Annotated in this window: 22 protein-coding genes; 13 read left to right on the top strand and 9 right to left on the bottom strand. The window is 44.6% G+C overall.

Going from position 1 to position 17,249, the window contains the following annotated elements; translation table 11 throughout:
• Positions 1–73: 73 nt before the first annotated feature.
• From AC3CHU_RS01865 to mlaF, 8 genes are all read right to left on the bottom strand, one after another.
• Entirely contained in the window at positions 74–799 is a 726-nt protein-coding gene (locus tag AC3CHU_RS01865; protein ID WP_004735318.1) for a 1-acylglycerol-3-phosphate O-acyltransferase, read from the bottom strand.
• 150 nt (positions 800–949) lie between these two features.
• Entirely contained in the window at positions 950–2,215 is a 1,266-nt protein-coding gene (murA, locus tag AC3CHU_RS01860) for a UDP-N-acetylglucosamine 1-carboxyvinyltransferase (RefSeq protein ID WP_054548286.1), read from the bottom strand.
• Between the two features lie 8 nt (positions 2,216–2,223).
• Positions 2,224–2,478, bottom strand: coding sequence for a BolA family iron metabolism protein IbaG (ibaG, locus tag AC3CHU_RS01855; protein WP_004735316.1), 255 nt, complete (start codon positions 2,476–2,478; stop codon positions 2,224–2,226).
• A gap of 13 nt (positions 2,479–2,491) precedes the next feature.
• Positions 2,492–2,800 (bottom strand): STAS domain-containing protein, encoded by a 309-nt coding sequence (locus tag AC3CHU_RS01850; RefSeq protein ID WP_004735315.1) that lies wholly within the window; start codon positions 2,798–2,800, stop codon positions 2,492–2,494.
• Positions 2,800–3,429 carry an MlaC/ttg2D family ABC transporter substrate-binding protein gene (locus AC3CHU_RS01845; protein ID WP_237300700.1) on the bottom strand — a complete coding sequence of 210 codons (630 nt, stop codon included), beginning with the start codon at positions 3,427–3,429 and terminating at the stop codon, positions 2,800–2,802. The genes AC3CHU_RS01850 and AC3CHU_RS01845 overlap by 1 nt, the downstream gene beginning before the upstream one ends.
• A 52-nt stretch (positions 3,430–3,481) precedes the next feature.
• Positions 3,482–3,973, bottom strand: a complete 492-nt coding sequence (gene mlaD / locus AC3CHU_RS01840; protein WP_237300690.1) for an outer membrane lipid asymmetry maintenance protein MlaD — start codon at positions 3,971–3,973, stop codon at positions 3,482–3,484.
• A gap of 2 nt (positions 3,974–3,975) precedes the next feature.
• On the bottom strand, positions 3,976–4,755 hold the full coding sequence (gene mlaE, locus AC3CHU_RS01835; protein ID WP_004735312.1) for a lipid asymmetry maintenance ABC transporter permease subunit MlaE: 780 nt from the start codon (positions 4,753–4,755) through the stop codon (positions 3,976–3,978).
• Position 4,756: 1 nt separating this feature from the next.
• On the bottom strand, positions 4,757–5,551 hold the full coding sequence (gene mlaF, locus AC3CHU_RS01830) for a phospholipid ABC transporter ATP-binding protein MlaF (protein WP_004735311.1): 795 nt from the start codon (positions 5,549–5,551) through the stop codon (positions 4,757–4,759).
• A 265-nt stretch (positions 5,552–5,816) separates the two neighbouring features.
• Between mlaF and AC3CHU_RS01825 the strand changes: the two genes are divergently transcribed.
• From AC3CHU_RS01825 to mgtE, 12 genes are all read left to right on the top strand, one after another.
• On the top strand, positions 5,817–6,782 hold the full coding sequence (locus AC3CHU_RS01825; protein ID WP_004735309.1) for a calcium/sodium antiporter: 966 nt from the start codon (positions 5,817–5,819) through the stop codon (positions 6,780–6,782).
• A gap of 34 nt (positions 6,783–6,816) precedes the next feature.
• Positions 6,817–7,788, top strand: a complete 972-nt coding sequence (locus AC3CHU_RS01820) for a KpsF/GutQ family sugar-phosphate isomerase (RefSeq protein ID WP_237300691.1) — start codon at positions 6,817–6,819, stop codon at positions 7,786–7,788.
• The gene (gene kdsC, locus AC3CHU_RS01815) at positions 7,788–8,345 is read left to right on the top strand and encodes a 3-deoxy-manno-octulosonate-8-phosphatase KdsC (RefSeq protein ID WP_054548282.1); all 558 of its coding nucleotides are present in this window, start codon (positions 7,788–7,790) and stop codon (positions 8,343–8,345) included. The genes AC3CHU_RS01820 and kdsC overlap by 1 nt, the downstream gene beginning before the upstream one ends.
• Complete coding sequence (gene lptC / locus AC3CHU_RS01810; RefSeq protein ID WP_004735306.1) at positions 8,342–8,905, top strand: LPS export ABC transporter periplasmic protein LptC; 564 nt, start codon at positions 8,342–8,344, stop codon at positions 8,903–8,905. Before kdsC ends, lptC begins: the two co-directional genes overlap by 4 nt.
• On the top strand, positions 8,886–9,380 hold the full coding sequence (gene lptA, locus AC3CHU_RS01805) for a lipopolysaccharide transport periplasmic protein LptA (RefSeq protein ID WP_004735305.1): 495 nt from the start codon (positions 8,886–8,888) through the stop codon (positions 9,378–9,380). The genes lptC and lptA overlap by 20 nt, the downstream gene beginning before the upstream one ends.
• Before the next feature lie 2 nt (positions 9,381–9,382).
• Positions 9,383–10,108: an LPS export ABC transporter ATP-binding protein gene (gene lptB, locus AC3CHU_RS01800; protein WP_004735304.1), complete on the top strand. Its 726-nt coding sequence runs from the start codon at positions 9,383–9,385 to the stop codon at positions 10,106–10,108.
• A gap of 54 nt (positions 10,109–10,162) precedes the next feature.
• The gene (locus AC3CHU_RS01795) at positions 10,163–11,623 is read left to right on the top strand and encodes an RNA polymerase factor sigma-54 (protein ID WP_488524990.1); all 1,461 of its coding nucleotides are present in this window, start codon (positions 10,163–10,165) and stop codon (positions 11,621–11,623) included.
• Positions 11,624–11,695: 72 nt separating this feature from the next.
• Positions 11,696–11,983: a ribosome hibernation promoting factor gene (gene hpf, locus AC3CHU_RS01790; protein WP_004735302.1), complete on the top strand. Its 288-nt coding sequence runs from the start codon at positions 11,696–11,698 to the stop codon at positions 11,981–11,983.
• A 1-nt stretch (position 11,984) separates the two neighbouring features.
• Complete coding sequence (gene ptsN / locus AC3CHU_RS01785) at positions 11,985–12,446, top strand: PTS IIA-like nitrogen regulatory protein PtsN (protein WP_488524989.1); 462 nt, start codon at positions 11,985–11,987, stop codon at positions 12,444–12,446.
• Between the two features lies 1 nt (position 12,447).
• Positions 12,448–13,317 (top strand): RNase adapter RapZ, encoded by an 870-nt coding sequence (gene rapZ / locus AC3CHU_RS01780; protein WP_488524988.1) that lies wholly within the window; start codon positions 12,448–12,450, stop codon positions 13,315–13,317.
• A gap of 2 nt (positions 13,318–13,319) precedes the next feature.
• Positions 13,320–13,595, top strand: coding sequence for an HPr family phosphocarrier protein (locus AC3CHU_RS01775; protein WP_004735299.1), 276 nt, complete (start codon positions 13,320–13,322; stop codon positions 13,593–13,595).
• Between the two features lie 148 nt (positions 13,596–13,743).
• Complete coding sequence (gene mgtE, locus AC3CHU_RS01770) at positions 13,744–15,099, top strand: magnesium transporter (protein WP_004735298.1); 1,356 nt, start codon at positions 13,744–13,746, stop codon at positions 15,097–15,099.
• A gap of 138 nt (positions 15,100–15,237) precedes the next feature.
• On the opposite strand, the gene pmbA is transcribed toward mgtE, so the two are convergent.
• Positions 15,238–16,581 (bottom strand): metalloprotease PmbA, encoded by a 1,344-nt coding sequence (gene pmbA, locus AC3CHU_RS01765; RefSeq protein WP_017086694.1) that lies wholly within the window; start codon positions 16,579–16,581, stop codon positions 15,238–15,240.
• A 118-nt stretch (positions 16,582–16,699) separates the two neighbouring features.
• Between pmbA and yjgA the strand changes: the two genes are divergently transcribed.
• Positions 16,700–17,224 (top strand): ribosome biogenesis factor YjgA, encoded by a 525-nt coding sequence (yjgA, locus tag AC3CHU_RS01760; protein ID WP_017083748.1) that lies wholly within the window; start codon positions 16,700–16,702, stop codon positions 17,222–17,224.
• The last annotated feature ends 25 nt before the right edge of the window (positions 17,225–17,249 follow it).

The following is a 17,249-nucleotide window of genomic DNA, read 5'->3' as shown; positions in this document are numbered from 1 at the left end:
GAGCGTTTATCAGATACAAAAAAGGTTGCCCAATTGGCAACCTTTTTTATTGTTCATCGTTTCGCTTAGATGATTACTTCTTATTAAGCTCAACCACTTCTTTGTCTAACTCTTCAAGCTTCGCAGCCATCTGCTCACGAGCTAGGTTAGCCAGTTGACGAACATTAGACTTATCGTAATCTTCAGTACTGATTGGTGGCAGCATTTCAACAATCACATGACCATTGTTCCAACGGTTCAGCTTCACGCCACCTGTTGAGCTACACACGATAGGGATAATAGGTAAGCCAGCGCCAATCGCAGCATGGAAAGCACCCGTTTTGAATGGCAACAAACCACGACCACGAGAACGAGTCCCCTCAGGGAACATCCATACTGAAACATCACTCTCTTTAAGGCTAGTAACCACTTGGTCAATCGTACCTACCGCTTTGCTGCGGTTAGCTCGGTCGATTAGGATATTACCCGTCAGCCAATACAGCTGACCAAAAAGAGGCATCCACGCTAAGCTCTTCTTACCAACAGTCACAACTTTAGGTGTTACCGCTGATGAAATCGTGAATAGATCCCAGCTATTTTGGTGGTTTGCAACGTAAACATGTTGGCCACGAGAGTAAGCATCTTCCGGGATGCGAAGCTCTAACTTCATACCAAAGATTTTCGACATACGACCGAAATAACGACCAAAGGTAAATACGTGTTTCGGGTTGCGTGGGCTTAGTAGACAGTAACCACACCCAAATACAAACATAAGAATCGCAAATATCGCCACTGCGAAAATACGTAATATTGCTATCATTTTGTTCCTCACAACCGCCAAGTTGATTCATCTATTTGCACAAAATAGGCAACAGATTCACTGACGGTAAATACAACTATAAAAAAGCCGAAACCAAGGTTCCGACTTTTCTGTTTTCATCTTACTGATTCATGAACTCACTAACCTAAGTTAGTTCGACTCGCTAAACCGTGTAATGTTTGCGCCTAAGGCTGACAATTTATCTTCAATCTTATCGTAGCCACGATCGATGTGATAAATACGGTCAACAATGGTTTCACCTTGAGCAATACAGCCAGCAATAACAAGACTCGCAGATGCGCGAAGGTCCGTTGCCATTACTTGAGCGCCGCTCAATTTTTTGGTTTCACCACAAATAGCCGTGTTGCCTTCTATTTCCGCTTTTGCGCCCATTCGCTGTAACTCAGGGATGTGCATAAAGCGGTTTTCAAAAATAGTCTCAGTGATAACACCACTGCCCTTCGCCATCATGTTAAGCAGAGTAAATTGTGCTTGCATGTCGGTTGGGAAACCTGGGTGAGGTGCTGTTACGATTTTCACCGCTTTCAGCTCACGGTCTGTCATATCAAGGCTGATCCAGTCTTCGCCTGTTTCAACCTTCGCACCCGCTTCTTCAAGCTTCGCTAATGCAGCTTCAAGAAGATGAGCGTTGGTGTTGCGACAAACCACTTTACCGCCAGAAACAGCAGCAGCAACAAGGAACGTACCCGTTTCGATACGGTCAGCAACCACAGAGTGATGACCACCACCAAGACGCTCAACGCCTTCGATAGTAATCGTGTCTGTACCTGCGCCAGAAATCTTAGCACCTAGTTTGTTTAGGAAATCAGCCGTATCAACAATCTCAGGCTCGCGCGCTGAATTGTCCAAAACAGTTGTTCCTTCAGCAAGTGTTGCTGCACACATGATAGTAATGGTGGCGCCCACACTTACTTTATCCATCACGATGTGCGCGCCTTTCAAACGGCCGTCAACACTTGCTTTTACATAACCATCTTCCAACTTAATGGTCGCACCTAGTTGCTCTAGGCCATGGATATGTAAATCAACAGGTCGAGCGCCAATTGCACAACCACCAGGAAGTGACACTTGGCCTTCACCAAAACGAGCGACTAGAGGACCTAAAGCCCAAATAGAAGCACGCATTGTTTTTACTAAATCGTAAGGCGCACAAAATTCATTAATTTCGCTGCCATCAACATGAACACTACCGTTACGTGATACTTTTGCGCCTAAACGCTTAAGCAATTCCATCGTAGTATCGATGTCACGTAGGTGAGGAACATTACTCACTTCAACCGGCTCTTCAGCAAGGATTGAGGCGAATAAAATAGGTAGCGCTGCATTTTTTGCGCCTGAGATCGTCACTTCACCGCTTAACGGCTTATCCGATCCAATAACTCGAAACTTTTCCATCATAAACCTTAAAGTGACATCAGTTTCTTATCACGTTCCCACTCTTCTGGCGTGAAAGCCTTAATAGAAAGAGCATGGATGTCATTGCGTTGAATGTATTCCATTAGTGGGCCGTAGATTAGTTGCTGCTTCTTAACTCGATTCATGCCGTCAAAACATGCATCAACCGCAACAACTTCGTAATGACTGCCTTCACCCTTCACGAAAATCTCCTGAAGGTTCAGTGCCGCTGCTAATAATTCTTGTACTTTTGTGCTGTCCACAAATAGCTCCTGCCTAATTTTTTATGTGTTCTGCCATCATTGGCTGGATATTGCTCAATTGGAACAACGTTCGTAATTGTTCTGGCACGAAACTGAGCATTATATGACAGTTTTGATTTTTTGCATGCTCTAATAAGTGAATTAGCATCACCATTCCTGCTGAATCGACTCGATTTATATGGCTAAGGTCAATTTCAACGCTCGATTCCGTCGTTTGCCACTTTTCCAATATACGCCAGATTGCAGGGACACTGTCTCGGTCTATGTCACCGAGCAGCTGATACTCTTTAGAGCTTAGTGCTTGCCATTGAGAGTGGCTCATTATTTATTACTCTCAAAACGAATCGGTTGTGCTGCAAGTTTCTCTAATTCATCGGCAACTTGTAAAATGCCTTCTTGACGAATTTTAGTATTCCACTCTGATTGCTTGCTCGATAACAGGCTAATACCTTCAGCAACCATATCAAACGCCTTCCACTCGCCTGACTTCTTGTCTTTGCGTAGCTTAAATTCAAGCTTAATGTTTGGTCGCGGCGTATCTAAGATACTAACCTTAATACTGGTAATACGGCTATCTGCTTTGATTTTTGGTTCTGGACCAAATTCAATCGTCTGATCCGAGTACTGAGTCAGTACTTGAGCGTAAGAAGAAACGAGGTATTTACGGAACGCATCGATAAATACACGTACGTCTTTTCTGTCCGCCCCTTTTAGGTTAGGTCCTAACAACTTAAGTGCCGCATATTGCGCGTTCACATAAGGCATCAATTCATCTTCCACAATGACCTTCAATAACTCAGGATCTTGCTGGATATTCTCTTGCTCACTCTTTAAACGATCAAATGCCACTTCAGCAACTTGCGTCATCATCTGATAAGGCTGAGTGCGATCAATCGATTCTGCAGCAAAAACTTGAGCAGAAATAAGTGAAGCCATTGCTACCATAAACATTGATTTCAAGTAACCGATAACTTTGAAGTGACTAATAGTTTTCAACATCATCTTATTCCTTAACTTCGCTGTCATCAGAGCCACCAACGCTATACAGCACTTGGCCAATCAAATCTTCTAGTACTAATGCTGACTTGGTGTCTTCAATAGAATCACCATCAACCAACATCTCTTCATCATCAAAAATGAAGCCAGGAACCAGACTGATGTACTGCTCACCGATTAAGCCAGACGTTAAGATTTGAGCACTAGAGGTATCTGGAAATTGTGAGTACTTCGCATCAATAGATAATTCAACGACAGGAAGGTAACTCTCGGTATCAAGCTCAATACTTTTAACTCGACCGACAACGACGCCACCCACCTTCACTGGAGAGCGAACTTTTAGGCTACCAATGTTGTCAAAGGTCGCTTTTAGATTGTAAGTATGGTTCGAACCTAAGCCTTTTACGTCAGCGACTTGAAAGATCATGATTAAGATTGCGCAAATTCCGACAATAGCAAAGGTGCCGACCCATAATTCTAATTTTCGAGTTTGTTGCATGATTAATTCCCAAACATCAATGCGGTAAGAACAAAATCTAGCCCTAATACCGCTAGAGAAGAGTGCACTACAGTGCGTGTGGTTGCCTGACTAATACCTTCTGAGGTCGGTACCGCATCATAACCATTAAAAAGTGCGATCCAAGTTACTGTGATAGCAAAGACCATACATTTGATCGTGCTGTTACCAATATCTCGACCTAGCTCAACGGAAGACTGCATCGCAGACCAGAAACTACCGTGGTCAATGCCCTTCCAATCGACACCAACCAATTGAGCACCCCAAATCCCGACCGCCATAAAGATCATCGCGAGCAGTGGCATTGAAATAAGCCCGGCCCAAAGGCGTGGCGCAATAATGCGTTTAAGAGGATCGACGGCCATCATCTCAAGGCTAGAGATCTGTTCGGTTGCTTTCATTAAGCCGATCTCAGCCGTTAATGCTGAACCTGCGCGGCCTGCAAACAATAACGCAGTCACCACTGGGCCCAACTCACGTAACAGTGAAAGCGCGACCATTTGACCAAGGTTACCTTCAGCACCGTAGTCGATTAACACGACATAGCCTTGCAGGCTGAGCACCATGCCAATAAACAAACCCGAAACTAAAATGATAGCTAATGACTGAACACCAACGCTATAAAGTTGTTTAACGAATAAAGGGAAATTCTTTAGTCTCGGGATGCCAAACAAAGCCCCGAATAACATCAGGCTTGCTCGACCAAATGACTCACAGATCGCAAGTGTTCGCTTACCGACACCCGCAATAGCTTTAACAATCATATTAAAACAAATCCTCTTTTAAGCTCTTCGCAGGAAATCTAAACGGCACAGGGCCATCCGCGTCACCTTGCAAAAATTGCTGCACTCTCGGATCGCTGTTGTTGTACAGCTCATCAGGCGCACCAGCAGCAATGATTTTTCCATCAGCCATCAGATAAACCCAATCGGCAATACTCATCACCTCAGGCACATCATGAGAAACGACAATAGAGGTCAAGCCCAAAGCTTGATTGAGATTACGGATCAGCTCAACCAAGACGCCCATAGTGATCGGGTCTTGGCCAACAAACGGCTCATCGTACATGATAAGTTCAGGATCCAATGCGATCGCACGAGCCAACGCAGCACGTCTCGCCATCCCACCAGACAATTCACTCGGCATCAATTGCGCAGCACCTCGTAACCCTACCGCTTCAAGCTTAAGTAATACGATGGTACGAATGAATTTTTCGTTAAGTTCAGTGTGCTCTCGCAGCGGAAACGCCACATTATCAAAGACATTAAGATCAGTAAAAAGTGCACCCGATTGGAAAAGCATGCTCATTTTTTTACGTGCTTGATATAGCTTTCGACGTGATAATGCAGGGATATTGTCGCCATCAAACCAAATTTCGCCCTCATCTGGCGGTAATTGTCCGCCAATCAAACGCAGCAAGGTCGTTTTACCGATCCCTGACGGGCCCATGATTGCGGTTATTTTGCCTTGAGGCACCTCTAAACTGATGTCATCAAAGATAACGCGCTCACCGCGTGAGAAGCTGAGGTTCTTAACTTTCACAAGCTCAGTGTTCAACATATTTTTGTTGTTTCCTTGCTTTAAAATACGCCAATTATGGCTGCAATAATAATGAGTCTACTTTAGAATTAAAAGCACTGTTCAATTAATTCATATTAAACAGGAATCTATGCAGGGATTTGAAAGCCTTAGAAAATTATCTATTGAGCTCTCTTTCTTGCCTGCTAACTGGTAATTAATTTGCCGAGTGACTTCCCTTTTATCTAGCAACAGGTCAAAATTAGCGGTTAATTCTCCGTTTTTTATTAATTTTTTAGGAATCATCATGCTTGAAGCGATTGCGTTTCTTATTATCGGTCTAGGTTTTTTGGTGTGGAGTGCAGATAAGCTGGTTTACGGCGCCGCTGCTCTTGCTCGCAACTTTGGTATCTCACCATTAGTTATCGGTATGACGATTCTAGCAATGGGGTCTTCGGCTCCTGAAATGATGGTTTCAGCAACAGCTGCTCTTGATGGAAAAACAGATACGGCTGTAGGTAACGTTCTCGGTTCAAACATCGCCAACATCGCACTGATTTTGGGTATTACAGCGCTTATCAAACCGCTATCAATTAGCTCTGGTGTGATTCGCCGTGAACTACCATTGATGATTGGTGTCACTCTACTAGCGGGTGCTTTGCTGTGGGACAACCATTTAGGGTTCTACGAAGGCGTATTGTTGTTTGTTCTTTTTGCCGCATTCTTATTCGCAATGCTGCAAATCAGCCGCAGTGAGAAAAAGAACGGCGATGCCTTCCTTGAAGAACAAGAATCTGAAGTTCCTGAAGGCGTGAGCAACCCTAAAGCCGCAATGTGGGTGGTAGTTGGTCTGATAATTCTGCCTCTAGCTGCCAACATGTTGGTTGATAACGCCGTTGTTATCGCGAAATTCTTTGGCATGAGCGACCTTGTGATTGGTTTAACCATTATTGCCGTTGGTACAAGTCTGCCTGAGCTAGCAGCATCACTTGCTGGCGTAATGAAGGGTGAGGATGATATGGCCGTGGGTAATATCATTGGCTCGAACGTATTCAACATCCTTGCTGTTATGGGTATCCCTGGCATCCTCAACCCTTCAGTCTTGAGCGAGTTTGCGATGGGTCGTGATTTCTGGGTAATGCTAGGCGTATCGCTACTGCTTGTCGTCATGGCGCTAGGTAAATCACGTAGTGTGAATCGTATTGAAGGCGGTGTGTTAATTGTGACATTCGTGGCCTACCAAGCTTACCTACTTATGAACATGTCAGCTTAATTATTGATTTAACTTCCCGTACTTGGAGTATTTAATGTCTCAGTCATTCGATTATCGCAGTGTTGCAAAGCAAGTTTTGGAAACCGAAGTTGCAGGTCTTACTCAATTGGACCAATATTTTAATGATGACTTTTGCAAAGCTTGCGACCTTATCCTGAACAACAAAGGAAAAGTGGTTGTGATGGGCATGGGGAAATCTGGCCACATCGGCAAAAAAATCGCAGCAACACTAGCAAGTACTGGGACATCCGCTTTCTTCGTACACCCAGGGGAAGCTGCGCACGGTGACTTAGGAATGATCGGGGCTGGCGATGTTGTGATAGCAATATCCAACTCTGGCGAATCAGGTGAAATCCTAAGCTTATTCCCGGTATTGAAGCGTTTGAACATCAAGATTATCAGCATGACAGGTAAGCCAGCATCAAACATGGCGACGTTATCTGATATTCATTTACAAATATCAGTACCAGAAGAAGCGTGTCCACTTGGTCTTGCGCCAACAACCAGTACAACGGCTACCTTGGTGATGGGTGATGCATTAGCCGTCGCACTTTTACAAGCCAGAGGCTTTACTGCGCAAGATTTTGCTTTGTCCCACCCTGGCGGCGCTTTGGGTCGACAACTATTATTGAAGCTTGAAGATATCATGCATACGGGCGATGCACTCCCAGTGGTAACACCGGAAGCATTGGTACGAGACGCTCTTTTGGAGATATCTCAAAAAGGCTTGGGGATGACGGCAGTCGTGGGTGAAGACGGTCTAATGGCCGGTATTTTCACTGATGGTGATTTGCGCCGTATCCTAGACAAGCGCATCGATATCCATGATACGCAGATCGGCGATGTGATGACGCTAAATCCGACGGTAGCAGAACCAAACATGCTCGCGGTTGAGGGTTTGAACTTGATGCAAGCTAAGAGCATCAATGGCCTAATGTTGTGCCATGAAGGCAAACTAGTCGGAGCGTTAAACATGCATGACTTACTCAAAGCAGGAGTAATGTAATGACACAGACAGTCGAAACTCTATACGGCACGGTAGATTCAGAAGTGTTTGCCGTAGCAAAAGAGATCAAATTGCTTATTTGCGATGTCGATGGCGTATTCTCAGATGGTCGCATCTACATGGGCAACAACGGTGAAGAACTAAAAACCTTCCACACTCGTGATGGCTATGGCATTAAGTCACTGATGAGCGCCGGTATCGAAATTGCAATCATCACTGGCCGTAAATCTCAAATTGTTGAGAATCGAATGACCGCTCTCGGTATTAAGCTTATTTACCAAGGTCAGGATGATAAAGTTAAGGCCTATCAAGATATTTGCGATAAACTTTCAGTGAATCCTGAAAATACGGGCTACATCGGAGACGATCTGATCGACTGGCCTGTGATGGAAAAAGTTGGCTTGAAAGTATGTGTTGCAGATGGTCATCCACTACTTGCAAAGCGTGCAAATTACGTGACAACCATTAACGGTGGTCACGGTGCGGTACGTGAAGTTTGCGACCTTATTTTACAAGCAAGAAATGAACTCGACGTGCATAAAGGTTTAAGCATATGAGTTTTACTCGTATTATCTATTTAATACTCATATTTATTGCCTCTTGGTCGACCTATTACTTGTACGACAAAGAGCAAACATCAACGATACAAGTGGCTCCAAATTTGGAGCTGCCCGCGTTTAGTGGCAAAAGTCTAAACAACATTAGCTATGACGAAAGCGGTATTCGTAGCTATCAGGTTGAATCGACGTATTTAGAGCACTACTCAGTGGTTGGCGATACGCACTTTCAAAACCCGGTTCTTTCGGTATTCAGAGAAGGGCACACGATTGAATGGCAAGTCACCGCTGATCGCGCGATTATGGATGAGAATCAAGTTGTCACGTTTTATGACAACGTCGTGGCAAAGAACCTGTTGCCAGAAGCCAGCTTCGATACAATGACCACAGATAAAATGGTTGTTGAGCTGCCTAGCCGAGATTTTTATTCAGAGACTCCGGTCCATATGATCGGTACATTTTTTGAAACTGAGGGACAAGCAATGAAAGGTAACTTCGGTACCAACAATGCAACCCTCTTTAATTCTGTTCAAGGTAGATATGAAACTCTTACACCTTAGTTTATTCGCTTTGACCCTTGCGGCGCCTAATGTCTATGCCCTTTCTTCGGATAGCGAGCAACCTGTCTACATTGACTCAGACAGCCAGCAATTGGATATGAAAAGTAACCAAGTGACTTTCCTTGGTGATGTAAACCTTAAGCAAGGCAGCATCAATATCAATGCCGATAAGGTTATTGTTACCCGCAACGCCGTAAACGGTGAGATTGAAGAAATTCAAGGCTTCGGTAAGCCAGCGACCTTCTCTCAACTGACTGACGACGGGAAGACACTCTACGGTGAAGCTGACGACTTACATTACCAGCTTGTTGCCGACAAATTGATCATGACTAAGAATGCAATGCTATCTCAAGATGGCAGCATCATTCGTGGCTCTAAGATCACCTACCAGATCGGCTCTCAAAAATTAGTCGCTGACAGTGGTGAAAACAAACGAGTGTCAACGGTTTTACAACCAACGGAAGTGAATAAGTAACGATGGCTGTTCTTAAAGCAAAAAACCTAGCGAAAACCTACAGCAAGCGCAAAGTTGTTACCGATGTAAGCTTGCAGGTAGAGTCAGGCCAGATCGTTGGTCTGCTTGGCCCTAACGGTGCGGGGAAAACGACCTCTTTCTATATGATAGTTGGCCTGGTTGCACGTGATGAAGGTACTATCAGCATTGACGACCGTGACATCAGTATCTTGCCAATGCACAGTCGTTCTCGTCTTGGTATCGGTTACCTACCGCAAGAAGCATCTATTTTCCGTAAGTTGTCTGTTGAGAACAACATCATGGCCGTTTTACAAACCCGTGATGAAATGACTAACGAACAGCGCCAAGATAAGCTGGAAGACCTTCTAGAAGAGTTCCACATCCAACATATCCGCACCAGTAATGGTATGGCTCTGTCAGGTGGTGAGCGTCGTCGTGTGGAGATTGCTCGAGCTCTAGCAGCAAACCCGCAATTCATTCTGCTGGATGAACCGTTTGCCGGTGTTGACCCGATCTCAGTTATCGATATCAAGAAAATCATTGTTCACCTACGTGATCGCGGCTTGGGCGTTTTGATTACCGATCACAACGTTCGTGAAACATTAGATGTGTGTGAAAAAGCTTATATCGTAAGCCAAGGACATCTGATCGCTGAGGGTACTCCTGAAGATGTTCTCAATAACGAACAAGTTAAACAAGTTTATCTAGGCGAACAATTCCGTCTATGATTATATAGAGAGTATCGAGAGTTCTAAGAATAATAACTAGGTAAGTCACACTGAATGAAACCCTCATTACAACTTAAGCTAGGCCAACAGTTAGCAATGACTCCTCAATTGCAGCAAGCGATTCGTTTGTTGCAATTGTCTACTTTAGATTTGCAGCAAGAGATTCAAGAAGCACTTGAATCTAATCCACTACTCGATGTCGAAGAAGGCAATGAAGATACGCCTACATCGGAAGAGAAACCTAGCAGTGACGAGAAAGAAACAGTTGAAGCCACAGAGCAAGATTTACCTGATAGTTCAGACTTAATCGAAAAATCAGAAATTGGCAACGAACTAGAAATCGACACAACTTGGGAAGACGTCTACAGCGCAAACACAGGTAACACTGGTATTGCGATTGATGACGACATGCCTGTTTATCAAGGCGAAACGACTCAAAGCCTACACGATTACCTACTTTGGCAACTCGACCTAACACCATTCTCTGAAACTGACCGAAGCATTGCTTTCGCGCTGATTGATGCCATTGATGACTATGGCTACCTCACCGTATCTTGTGAAGATATCCTTGAAAACTTCGATAGCGAAGAAGTAGAGCTTGATGAGATTGAAGCCGTCCGCAAACGAGTTCAGCAGTTTGACCCGCTGGGTGTCGGTTCAGTGAACCTACAAGATTGCTTGTTACTGCAACTGGCAACCTTTCCCCAGGATACCCCTTGGCTTAACGAAGCTAAGTTAGTACTTACTAGCCACATCGACCAACTCGGTAACCGCGATTACAAATTAGTCATCAAAGAAACCAAGCTGAAAGAAGCGGAACTACGTGAAGTTCTGCAGTTGATTCAGCAATTGGATCCTCGACCTGGCAGTAAAATTACACCGGACGAAACTGAATATGTGGTTCCTGACGTAACGGTGTTCAAAGATCTTGGAAAGTGGTTAGTCACCATTAACCCTGATAGTGTCCCTAAGCTGAAAGTAAATCAGCAATATGCCGCTCTTGGTAGTAAGGGCAGCAGCGCAGACAACCAATTCATTCGCTCAAATTTGCAAGAAGCAAAATGGCTAATCAAAAGCTTAGAAAGCCGAAATGAGACGCTACTCAAAGTTGCGCGATGCATTGTTGAACATCAGCGTGATTTCTTCGAACATGGCGAAGAAGCGATGAAGCCAATGGTTCTGAATGATGTTGCGTTAGACGTTGATATGCACGAATCCACGATCTCTCGTGTGACGACTCAAAAATTCATGCACACGCCACGTGGCATCTTCGAACTCAAATACTTTTTCTCAAGCCATGTCAGCACTGACAATGGCGGTGAATGTTCATCTACAGCAATTCGCGCACTGATTAAGAAGCTTGTCGCAGCGGAAAATACCGCGAAGCCTCTCAGTGATAGTAAGATTGCTGCTTTACTGGCTGACCAAGGAATTCAGGTAGCTAGACGTACCATAGCGAAATACCGTGAGTCTCTGGGCATTGCCCCATCGAGTCAGCGTAAACGCCTGCTATAAGCTAATTTAGTTAGCTATTTAGTTAACTATTAATTTGGTTATAACCTGGCAACCAACTGAAAAGGAAAGTCTATGCAAATCAATATTCAAGGCCATCACGTTGATCTTACCGATTCAATGCAAGACTATGTTCGCACTAAATTCGACAAACTTGAGCGCTTCTTTGATCATATCAATAGCGTTCAGGTTGTTTTAAAAGTTGAGAAAATCAATCAAATCGCGGAAGCTACCCTGCATATAAATCAGGGGGAAATCCATGCGACAGCAACTGATGAAAGCATGTATGCCGCGATTGATTCATTGGTTGATAAACTCGTCCGCCAACTCAACAAGCACAAAGAAAAGCTAAGTAGTCACTAACATGCAATTAAGCGAAGTACTTTCATTGAACTGCACCAAAAGTGCAGTCCAATGCACAAGCAAAAAAAGAGCCCTTGAGCTCATCAGTCAGATCGCTGCAGAAAGCTGTGGTCAAGATTCAACAGAACTGTTTGAGTGCATGTTGAGCCGTGAAAAAATGGGCAGTACTGGTATTGGTAATGGCATCGCTATTCCTCATGCTCGTATGAATGTCAGTGATAAAGCGATAGCTGTATTACTACAATGCCAAGACCCAATCGAATTTGATGCGATTGATAATCGTCCTGTCGACCTACTATTTGCCCTGCTTGTTCCAAGTGAACAGTGCAAGGAGCATCTAAAAACCCTTTCATGTATGGCAGAACGACTTAACGACAAACAGACTCTTAAACAGTTGCGTAATGCTCAAAGCGATCAAGAGCTTTACGACATCATGATCCAAGTGCCAACTTGCGAGCAATAACATGCGATTAATCGTTGTGAGTGGCCAATCTGGGGCCGGTAAAAGTGTTGCGTTACGAGTCCTTGAAGACTTGGGGTATTACTGTGTTGATAATCTGCCAGTAAACCTGCTAAGCGACTTCGTCGAATCGGTACGCGAGATCAATCAAAACGTCGCTGTTAGCATTGATATTCGCAACCTACCGAAAGAACCGCAGTTAGTTACAGAGACACTAGAACAACTAGAAGCCGCTACTGATATTGATGTGAACGTTTTTTTTCTAGACGCAAGTAAGCAAACGCTACTCAAACGCTACAGCGAAACACGCAGAATCCACCCTTTATCGATCGGCCAAGAAAAGTTATCTCTTGAGCAAGCGATTGATCTAGAAAAGACACTCCTAACACCTCTCGCAGAGCAAGCCAGCATTGTGATTGACAGCAGTGACTGCAACCTCTATGAATTGAGCGAAAAGGTACGATTTAAAGTTGAAGGCAAAGAGAAGCAAGAGCTGATCATTGTCTTTCAATCTTTCGGTTTCAAATACGGACTACCAAGTGATGCCGACTATGTGTTTGATGTTCGCTTTTTGCCAAACCCTCACTGGGAACCAGCACTGCGACCATTAACGGGCCTTGATGCACCCATTCACTCTTTTCTTGAAAAACATTCAGAAGTTCTTGAACTCAAGCAGCAAATTCAAGGCTTTGTTGAGCAGTGGTTGCCAATGTTAGAGAAGAATAATCGCAGTTATCTAACGGTCGCGATAGGTTGTACTGGCGGTAAACACCGCTCGGTTTACCTAACTCAGAAAATTGGTGAATACTTCGAACAACTTGGCCATCAAGTTCAAATCAGACACGCCTCCCTAGAGAAGCACCAACAGGGCTAACCATGGAATTAACTCGAACTGTACTGATCCAAAATCGCTTGGGTCTTCACGCTAGAGCAGCCGTAAAATTGGTTGAGCTTGCACAAAGCTTTGATGCAACCATCACTATCCATAGTGAAGAAGATAAAACGGCAACAGCAGACAGTGTAATGGGGCTACTTATGCTGGAGTCGGCGCAAGGGCAACACATCACTATCCAAGCCGCAGGCACCGATTCACAGCAAGCGCTTGATGCCGTTTGTCACCTAATTGAAGACCGGTTTGATGAGGGCGAGTAGCAAAAACGCTTCACTCACAACATCTAAAACTCAAACCACGCATCAACCAATATTAATTCTTAGTTCTACCTAAGTTAATGATTTAAATAAGCCCCAGAATTAAGTTACTATTCCAAGCATTGTTAGAATAATGAGATAGGAGGAAAATATGGCAGAGCAATTAGAATTCGACCAAGCTCACCAAACCCTCCAAGAAGTCAGCGAAGCCCTAGAAAACGGCCGATTTGTTCACGTACGCCGACAACTTCAGGATATGGAACCTGAGGATATTGCACACCTTTTAGAAGCCTCCCCTCGCAAAAGTCGTGACGTACTCTGGCAACTCACCGATCCAGAAGACTACGGTGAAATTCTTGATGAGCTAAACGAAGATGTCAAAGATGCTCTTGTGTCAAAAATGGCACCAGAAACTTTGGCAGAAGCGACCGAGGGTATGGAAACCGATGACGTCGCGTACGTACTTCGAAGCCTGCCGGACGATGTTTCTCGAGAAGTCCTTTCCCAAATGGACTCTGTCGATCGTGCATTAGTAGAAACTGCCCTTTCGTACCCTGAAGATTCAGCGGGTGCGTTAATGAACACCGACGTAATCACGATCCGCGGTGATGTCGATGTTGAGGTCGTACTGCGTTATTTACGTATGCGTGGTGAATTACCTGACGCTACCGATGCATTATATGTTATCGATGACGACGAACGCCTCATTGGTAACCTATCGCTCAGCACACTGATTACAACCCAGCCTGATGTGTCTGTTTCAGAAGTGATGGAAGATGCCGACGAAGCGATCGCCGTTGAAACCAGTGCCTCTGATATCGCCAGCCTGTTCGAACGTCGTAACTGGGTGTCAGCTCCTGTTGTCGATGTAAATCAACACCTTGTAGGTCGTATCACGATCGATGATGTGGTTGATGTCATTCGTGAAGATGCTGAACACTCGATGATGAGTATGGCGGGTATGGACGATGATGAAGATACCTTCGCACCGGTCGTAAAATCTGCTCGTCGTCGTAGTGTATGGCTAGGCGCAAACGTTTTAGCAGCACTCGCGGCAGCGTCTGTGTCTAATATGTTTGAGGCCACACTGAATGAGATGGCCGCGATTGCCGTTTTGATGACTATCGTACCGTCCATGGGTGGTGTTGCAGGTAACCAAACCGTCGCTCTAGTGATTCGTGGTTTAGCGCTTGGTCACATTGGTGACAGTAACAAACGCGAACTACTACTCAAAGAAGCCTCTATCGGCTTCCTTAACGGCATTCTATGGGCCGTTATCATTGGCGGTATAGTGGTTGCTTGGAAAGGCAATTGGATCTTGGGAGGCATCATCTCAGCAGCGATGATGACAAACTTGATTGTCGCGGGTATTGCCGGTGTAACCATTCCTGTAATGCTGAAGAAGATGAATATCGACCCTGCCCTTGCTGGCGGTATGGCTCTGACCACAGTAACCGATGTGATTGGCCTATCGGTATTCTTAGGCCTAGCCACCATTCTTATCTAACTCATACATATCTAGTGTAATAAACAGATAGCCTATTCTAAGACGAGATGCTGAATACAAAAAGGGAGCCAGAGGCCCCCTTTTTAATATGTCAGATTTACACTTCCGGTTTGAGCTTCAGATTTAAACTAAAGCAAATTACTCACCCGCGACTTTCATCGATTCAAGCAGGATAGAACCTGTTTGAATTTGTGAACGAGTTTCAACGTCGTTACCTACCGCTACAATCTGAGTGAACATATCTTTTAGATTGCCCGCGATCGTCACTTCCGATACTGGGTATTGGATCTCTCCGTTCTCAACCCAGAAACCTGCAGCACCACGAGAGTAATCACCTGTCACGGTATTCACGCCTTGACCCATCACTTCAGTCACAAGGAAGCCTGTGCCTAACTCTTTTAGCATTTGCTCAAAGTTTTGACCAGTCGATTTAACGAACCAGTTATGAATACCACCCGCATGACCTGTTGGCGTCATATCCATTTTACGTGCGGCGTAGCTCGTTAGCAGGTAAGTTGCTAACACACCATCGGTGATAATTTCACGATCTTGAGTGAACACACCTTCGCTATCGAATGGGCTTGAAGCCAAACCACGTAAGATATGGGGACGCTCAGAGATATTGAACCAATCTGGCAAGATTTTCTGACCTAGATGATCCAGTAAGAACGAAGACTTACGGTAAAGATTACCACCGCTAATTGCCATCACAAGGTGGCCAATTAGACCTGTAGCGACATCGTTCGCGAACATAATTGGATATTGGCCTGTTGGTAGCTTTTTAGCATCCAAACGGCTGATGGTTTTTTCTGCCGCTTCTTGACCAACACGCTCAGGCGCCCATAGCTCATCACGATGACGTGCAACGGTGTAGCTGTAGTCACGTTCCATTTCACCATTAGCGCCTTGCCCAATCACACAGCAGCTCGTGCTATGGCGACTTGAGGCGTAGCTTGCCAGTAAGCCATGGCTGTTACCATAAACCTTAACACCATAGTGACTGTCGTAGCTTGCACCATCACTTTGCTTGATCTTGTCGCTATAAGCTAGCGCTTGCTTCTCAGCAGCAATCGCAATCTCAGCGGCATAGTCAGGGTTTGGTTCATCAGGGTGAAAAAGGTCCAAATCTGGAATTTCTTTTACCATGTATTCTTTTGCGGCAGGACCTGCAAATGGGTCTTCAGAAGTGTACTGAGCAATATCAAGCGCAGCCGCTACTGTTTGAGCAATTGCCTTTTCACTCAGATCAGATGTAGATGCGCTGCCTTTTTTCTGGCCGCGGTAAACAGTAATACCTAGAGCACCATCACTATTAAATTCAACGTTTTCCACTTCACACATACGTGTTGAAACACTTAAACCCGTTGACTTAGTAATAGCGACCTCAGCTGCGTCTGCACTCACTGATGCCATATCCAACGCTTTAGCTACTGCGGCTTCTAGCTCAACTCTTTGCTGGGCGACTTGCTGTTTTACATCCATATCTATTCTAATTTTTTAGGTCAATATTAGGTAGGATAACAAGAATTTCGCTTTCTCCCCAAGATTCTTGCTAAAATAGGCAATATATTCGTTTGAGATAGTGACATAGGCAGAAAAGATGGCTCGCAAAAACCAAAAAGCCCCATGGGAACCAGAAGAAGAAATCATCTGGGTAAGTAAGACAGAAATGAAAACGGACATGGATGCCCTGCAAAAGCTGGGAGAAGAGCTTGTTGAACTAAAGCCTTCTATTCTTGATAAGTTCCCTTTGTCTGAAGACCTGGCACAAGCGATTAAAGATGCACAACGCTTTAAAAATGAAGCAAAGCGCCGTCAGCTTCAATACATTGGTAAAGTAATGCGCAATGTAGATCCAGAGCCAATTCAAGCGGCTTTAGATAAAATTCGCAACAAACACTCTCAAGCAACAGTTGAACTACACAAACTAGAACAACTGCGTGACCGCGTTGTTGCAGAAGGCGATGCTGCCATTTCTGACGTTATGGAAATGTACCCTGAAGCAGACCGTCAACGTCTTCGTCAGCTAGCTCGCCAAGCTAACAAAGAGAAATCAGCAAACAAGCCAGCGAAGTCTTCTCGCGAGATCTTCCAAATCTTAAAAGAGCTAAAGCAAGGCGACTAATCTTAGTCTCCCTTTGCTCAGAAAG

It is taken from the genome of Vibrio sp. QJM3NY_39 (genome assembly GCF_057785895.1).
The sequence above is the reverse complement of the archived record's forward strand: the minus strand, read 5'-3'. Positions and strand labels throughout refer to the sequence as shown.

Excerpts from the sequence above, each read along its gene's own strand:
- mlaE (WP_004735312.1), bottom strand. The coding sequence starts at position 4,755 with ATGATTGTTAAAGCTATTGCGGGTGTCGGTAAGCGAACACTTGCGATC.
- lptA (WP_004735305.1), top strand. The coding sequence starts at position 8,886 with ATGAAACTCTTACACCTTAGTTTATTCGCTTTGACCCTTGCGGCGCCT.
- AC3CHU_RS01795 (WP_488524990.1), top strand. The coding sequence starts at position 10,163 with ATGAAACCCTCATTACAACTTAAGCTAGGCCAACAGTTAGCAATGACT.
- ptsN (WP_488524989.1), top strand. The coding sequence starts at position 11,985 with ATGCAATTAAGCGAAGTACTTTCATTGAACTGCACCAAAAGTGCAGTC.
- yjgA (WP_017083748.1), top strand. The coding sequence starts at position 16,700 with ATGGCTCGCAAAAACCAAAAAGCCCCATGGGAACCAGAAGAAGAAATC.
- AC3CHU_RS01825 (WP_004735309.1), top strand. The coding sequence starts at position 5,817 with ATGCTTGAAGCGATTGCGTTTCTTATTATCGGTCTAGGTTTTTTGGTG.
- lptC (WP_004735306.1), top strand. The coding sequence starts at position 8,342 with ATGAGTTTTACTCGTATTATCTATTTAATACTCATATTTATTGCCTCT.
- mlaF (WP_004735311.1), bottom strand. The coding sequence starts at position 5,551 with ATGTTGAACACTGAGCTTGTGAAAGTTAAGAACCTCAGCTTCTCACGC.
- murA (WP_054548286.1), bottom strand. The coding sequence starts at position 2,215 with ATGGAAAAGTTTCGAGTTATTGGATCGGATAAGCCGTTAAGCGGTGAA.
- rapZ (WP_488524988.1), top strand. The coding sequence starts at position 12,448 with ATGCGATTAATCGTTGTGAGTGGCCAATCTGGGGCCGGTAAAAGTGTT.
- kdsC (WP_054548282.1), top strand. The coding sequence starts at position 7,788 with ATGACACAGACAGTCGAAACTCTATACGGCACGGTAGATTCAGAAGTG.
- hpf (WP_004735302.1), top strand. The coding sequence starts at position 11,696 with ATGCAAATCAATATTCAAGGCCATCACGTTGATCTTACCGATTCAATG.
- AC3CHU_RS01820 (WP_237300691.1), top strand. The coding sequence starts at position 6,817 with ATGTCTCAGTCATTCGATTATCGCAGTGTTGCAAAGCAAGTTTTGGAA.
- mlaD (WP_237300690.1), bottom strand. The coding sequence starts at position 3,973 with ATGCAACAAACTCGAAAATTAGAATTATGGGTCGGCACCTTTGCTATT.
- AC3CHU_RS01865 (WP_004735318.1), bottom strand. The coding sequence starts at position 799 with ATGATAGCAATATTACGTATTTTCGCAGTGGCGATATTTGCGATTCTT.
- pmbA (WP_017086694.1), bottom strand. The coding sequence starts at position 16,581 with ATGGATGTAAAACAGCAAGTCGCCCAGCAAAGAGTTGAGCTAGAAGCC.
- AC3CHU_RS01845 (WP_237300700.1), bottom strand. The coding sequence starts at position 3,429 with ATGTTTATGGTAGCAATGGCTTCACTTATTTCTGCTCAAGTTTTTGCT.
- AC3CHU_RS01775 (WP_004735299.1), top strand. The coding sequence starts at position 13,320 with ATGGAATTAACTCGAACTGTACTGATCCAAAATCGCTTGGGTCTTCAC.
- lptB (WP_004735304.1), top strand. The coding sequence starts at position 9,383 with ATGGCTGTTCTTAAAGCAAAAAACCTAGCGAAAACCTACAGCAAGCGC.
- AC3CHU_RS01850 (WP_004735315.1), bottom strand. The coding sequence starts at position 2,800 with ATGAGCCACTCTCAATGGCAAGCACTAAGCTCTAAAGAGTATCAGCTG.
- mgtE (WP_004735298.1), top strand. The coding sequence starts at position 13,744 with ATGGCAGAGCAATTAGAATTCGACCAAGCTCACCAAACCCTCCAAGAA.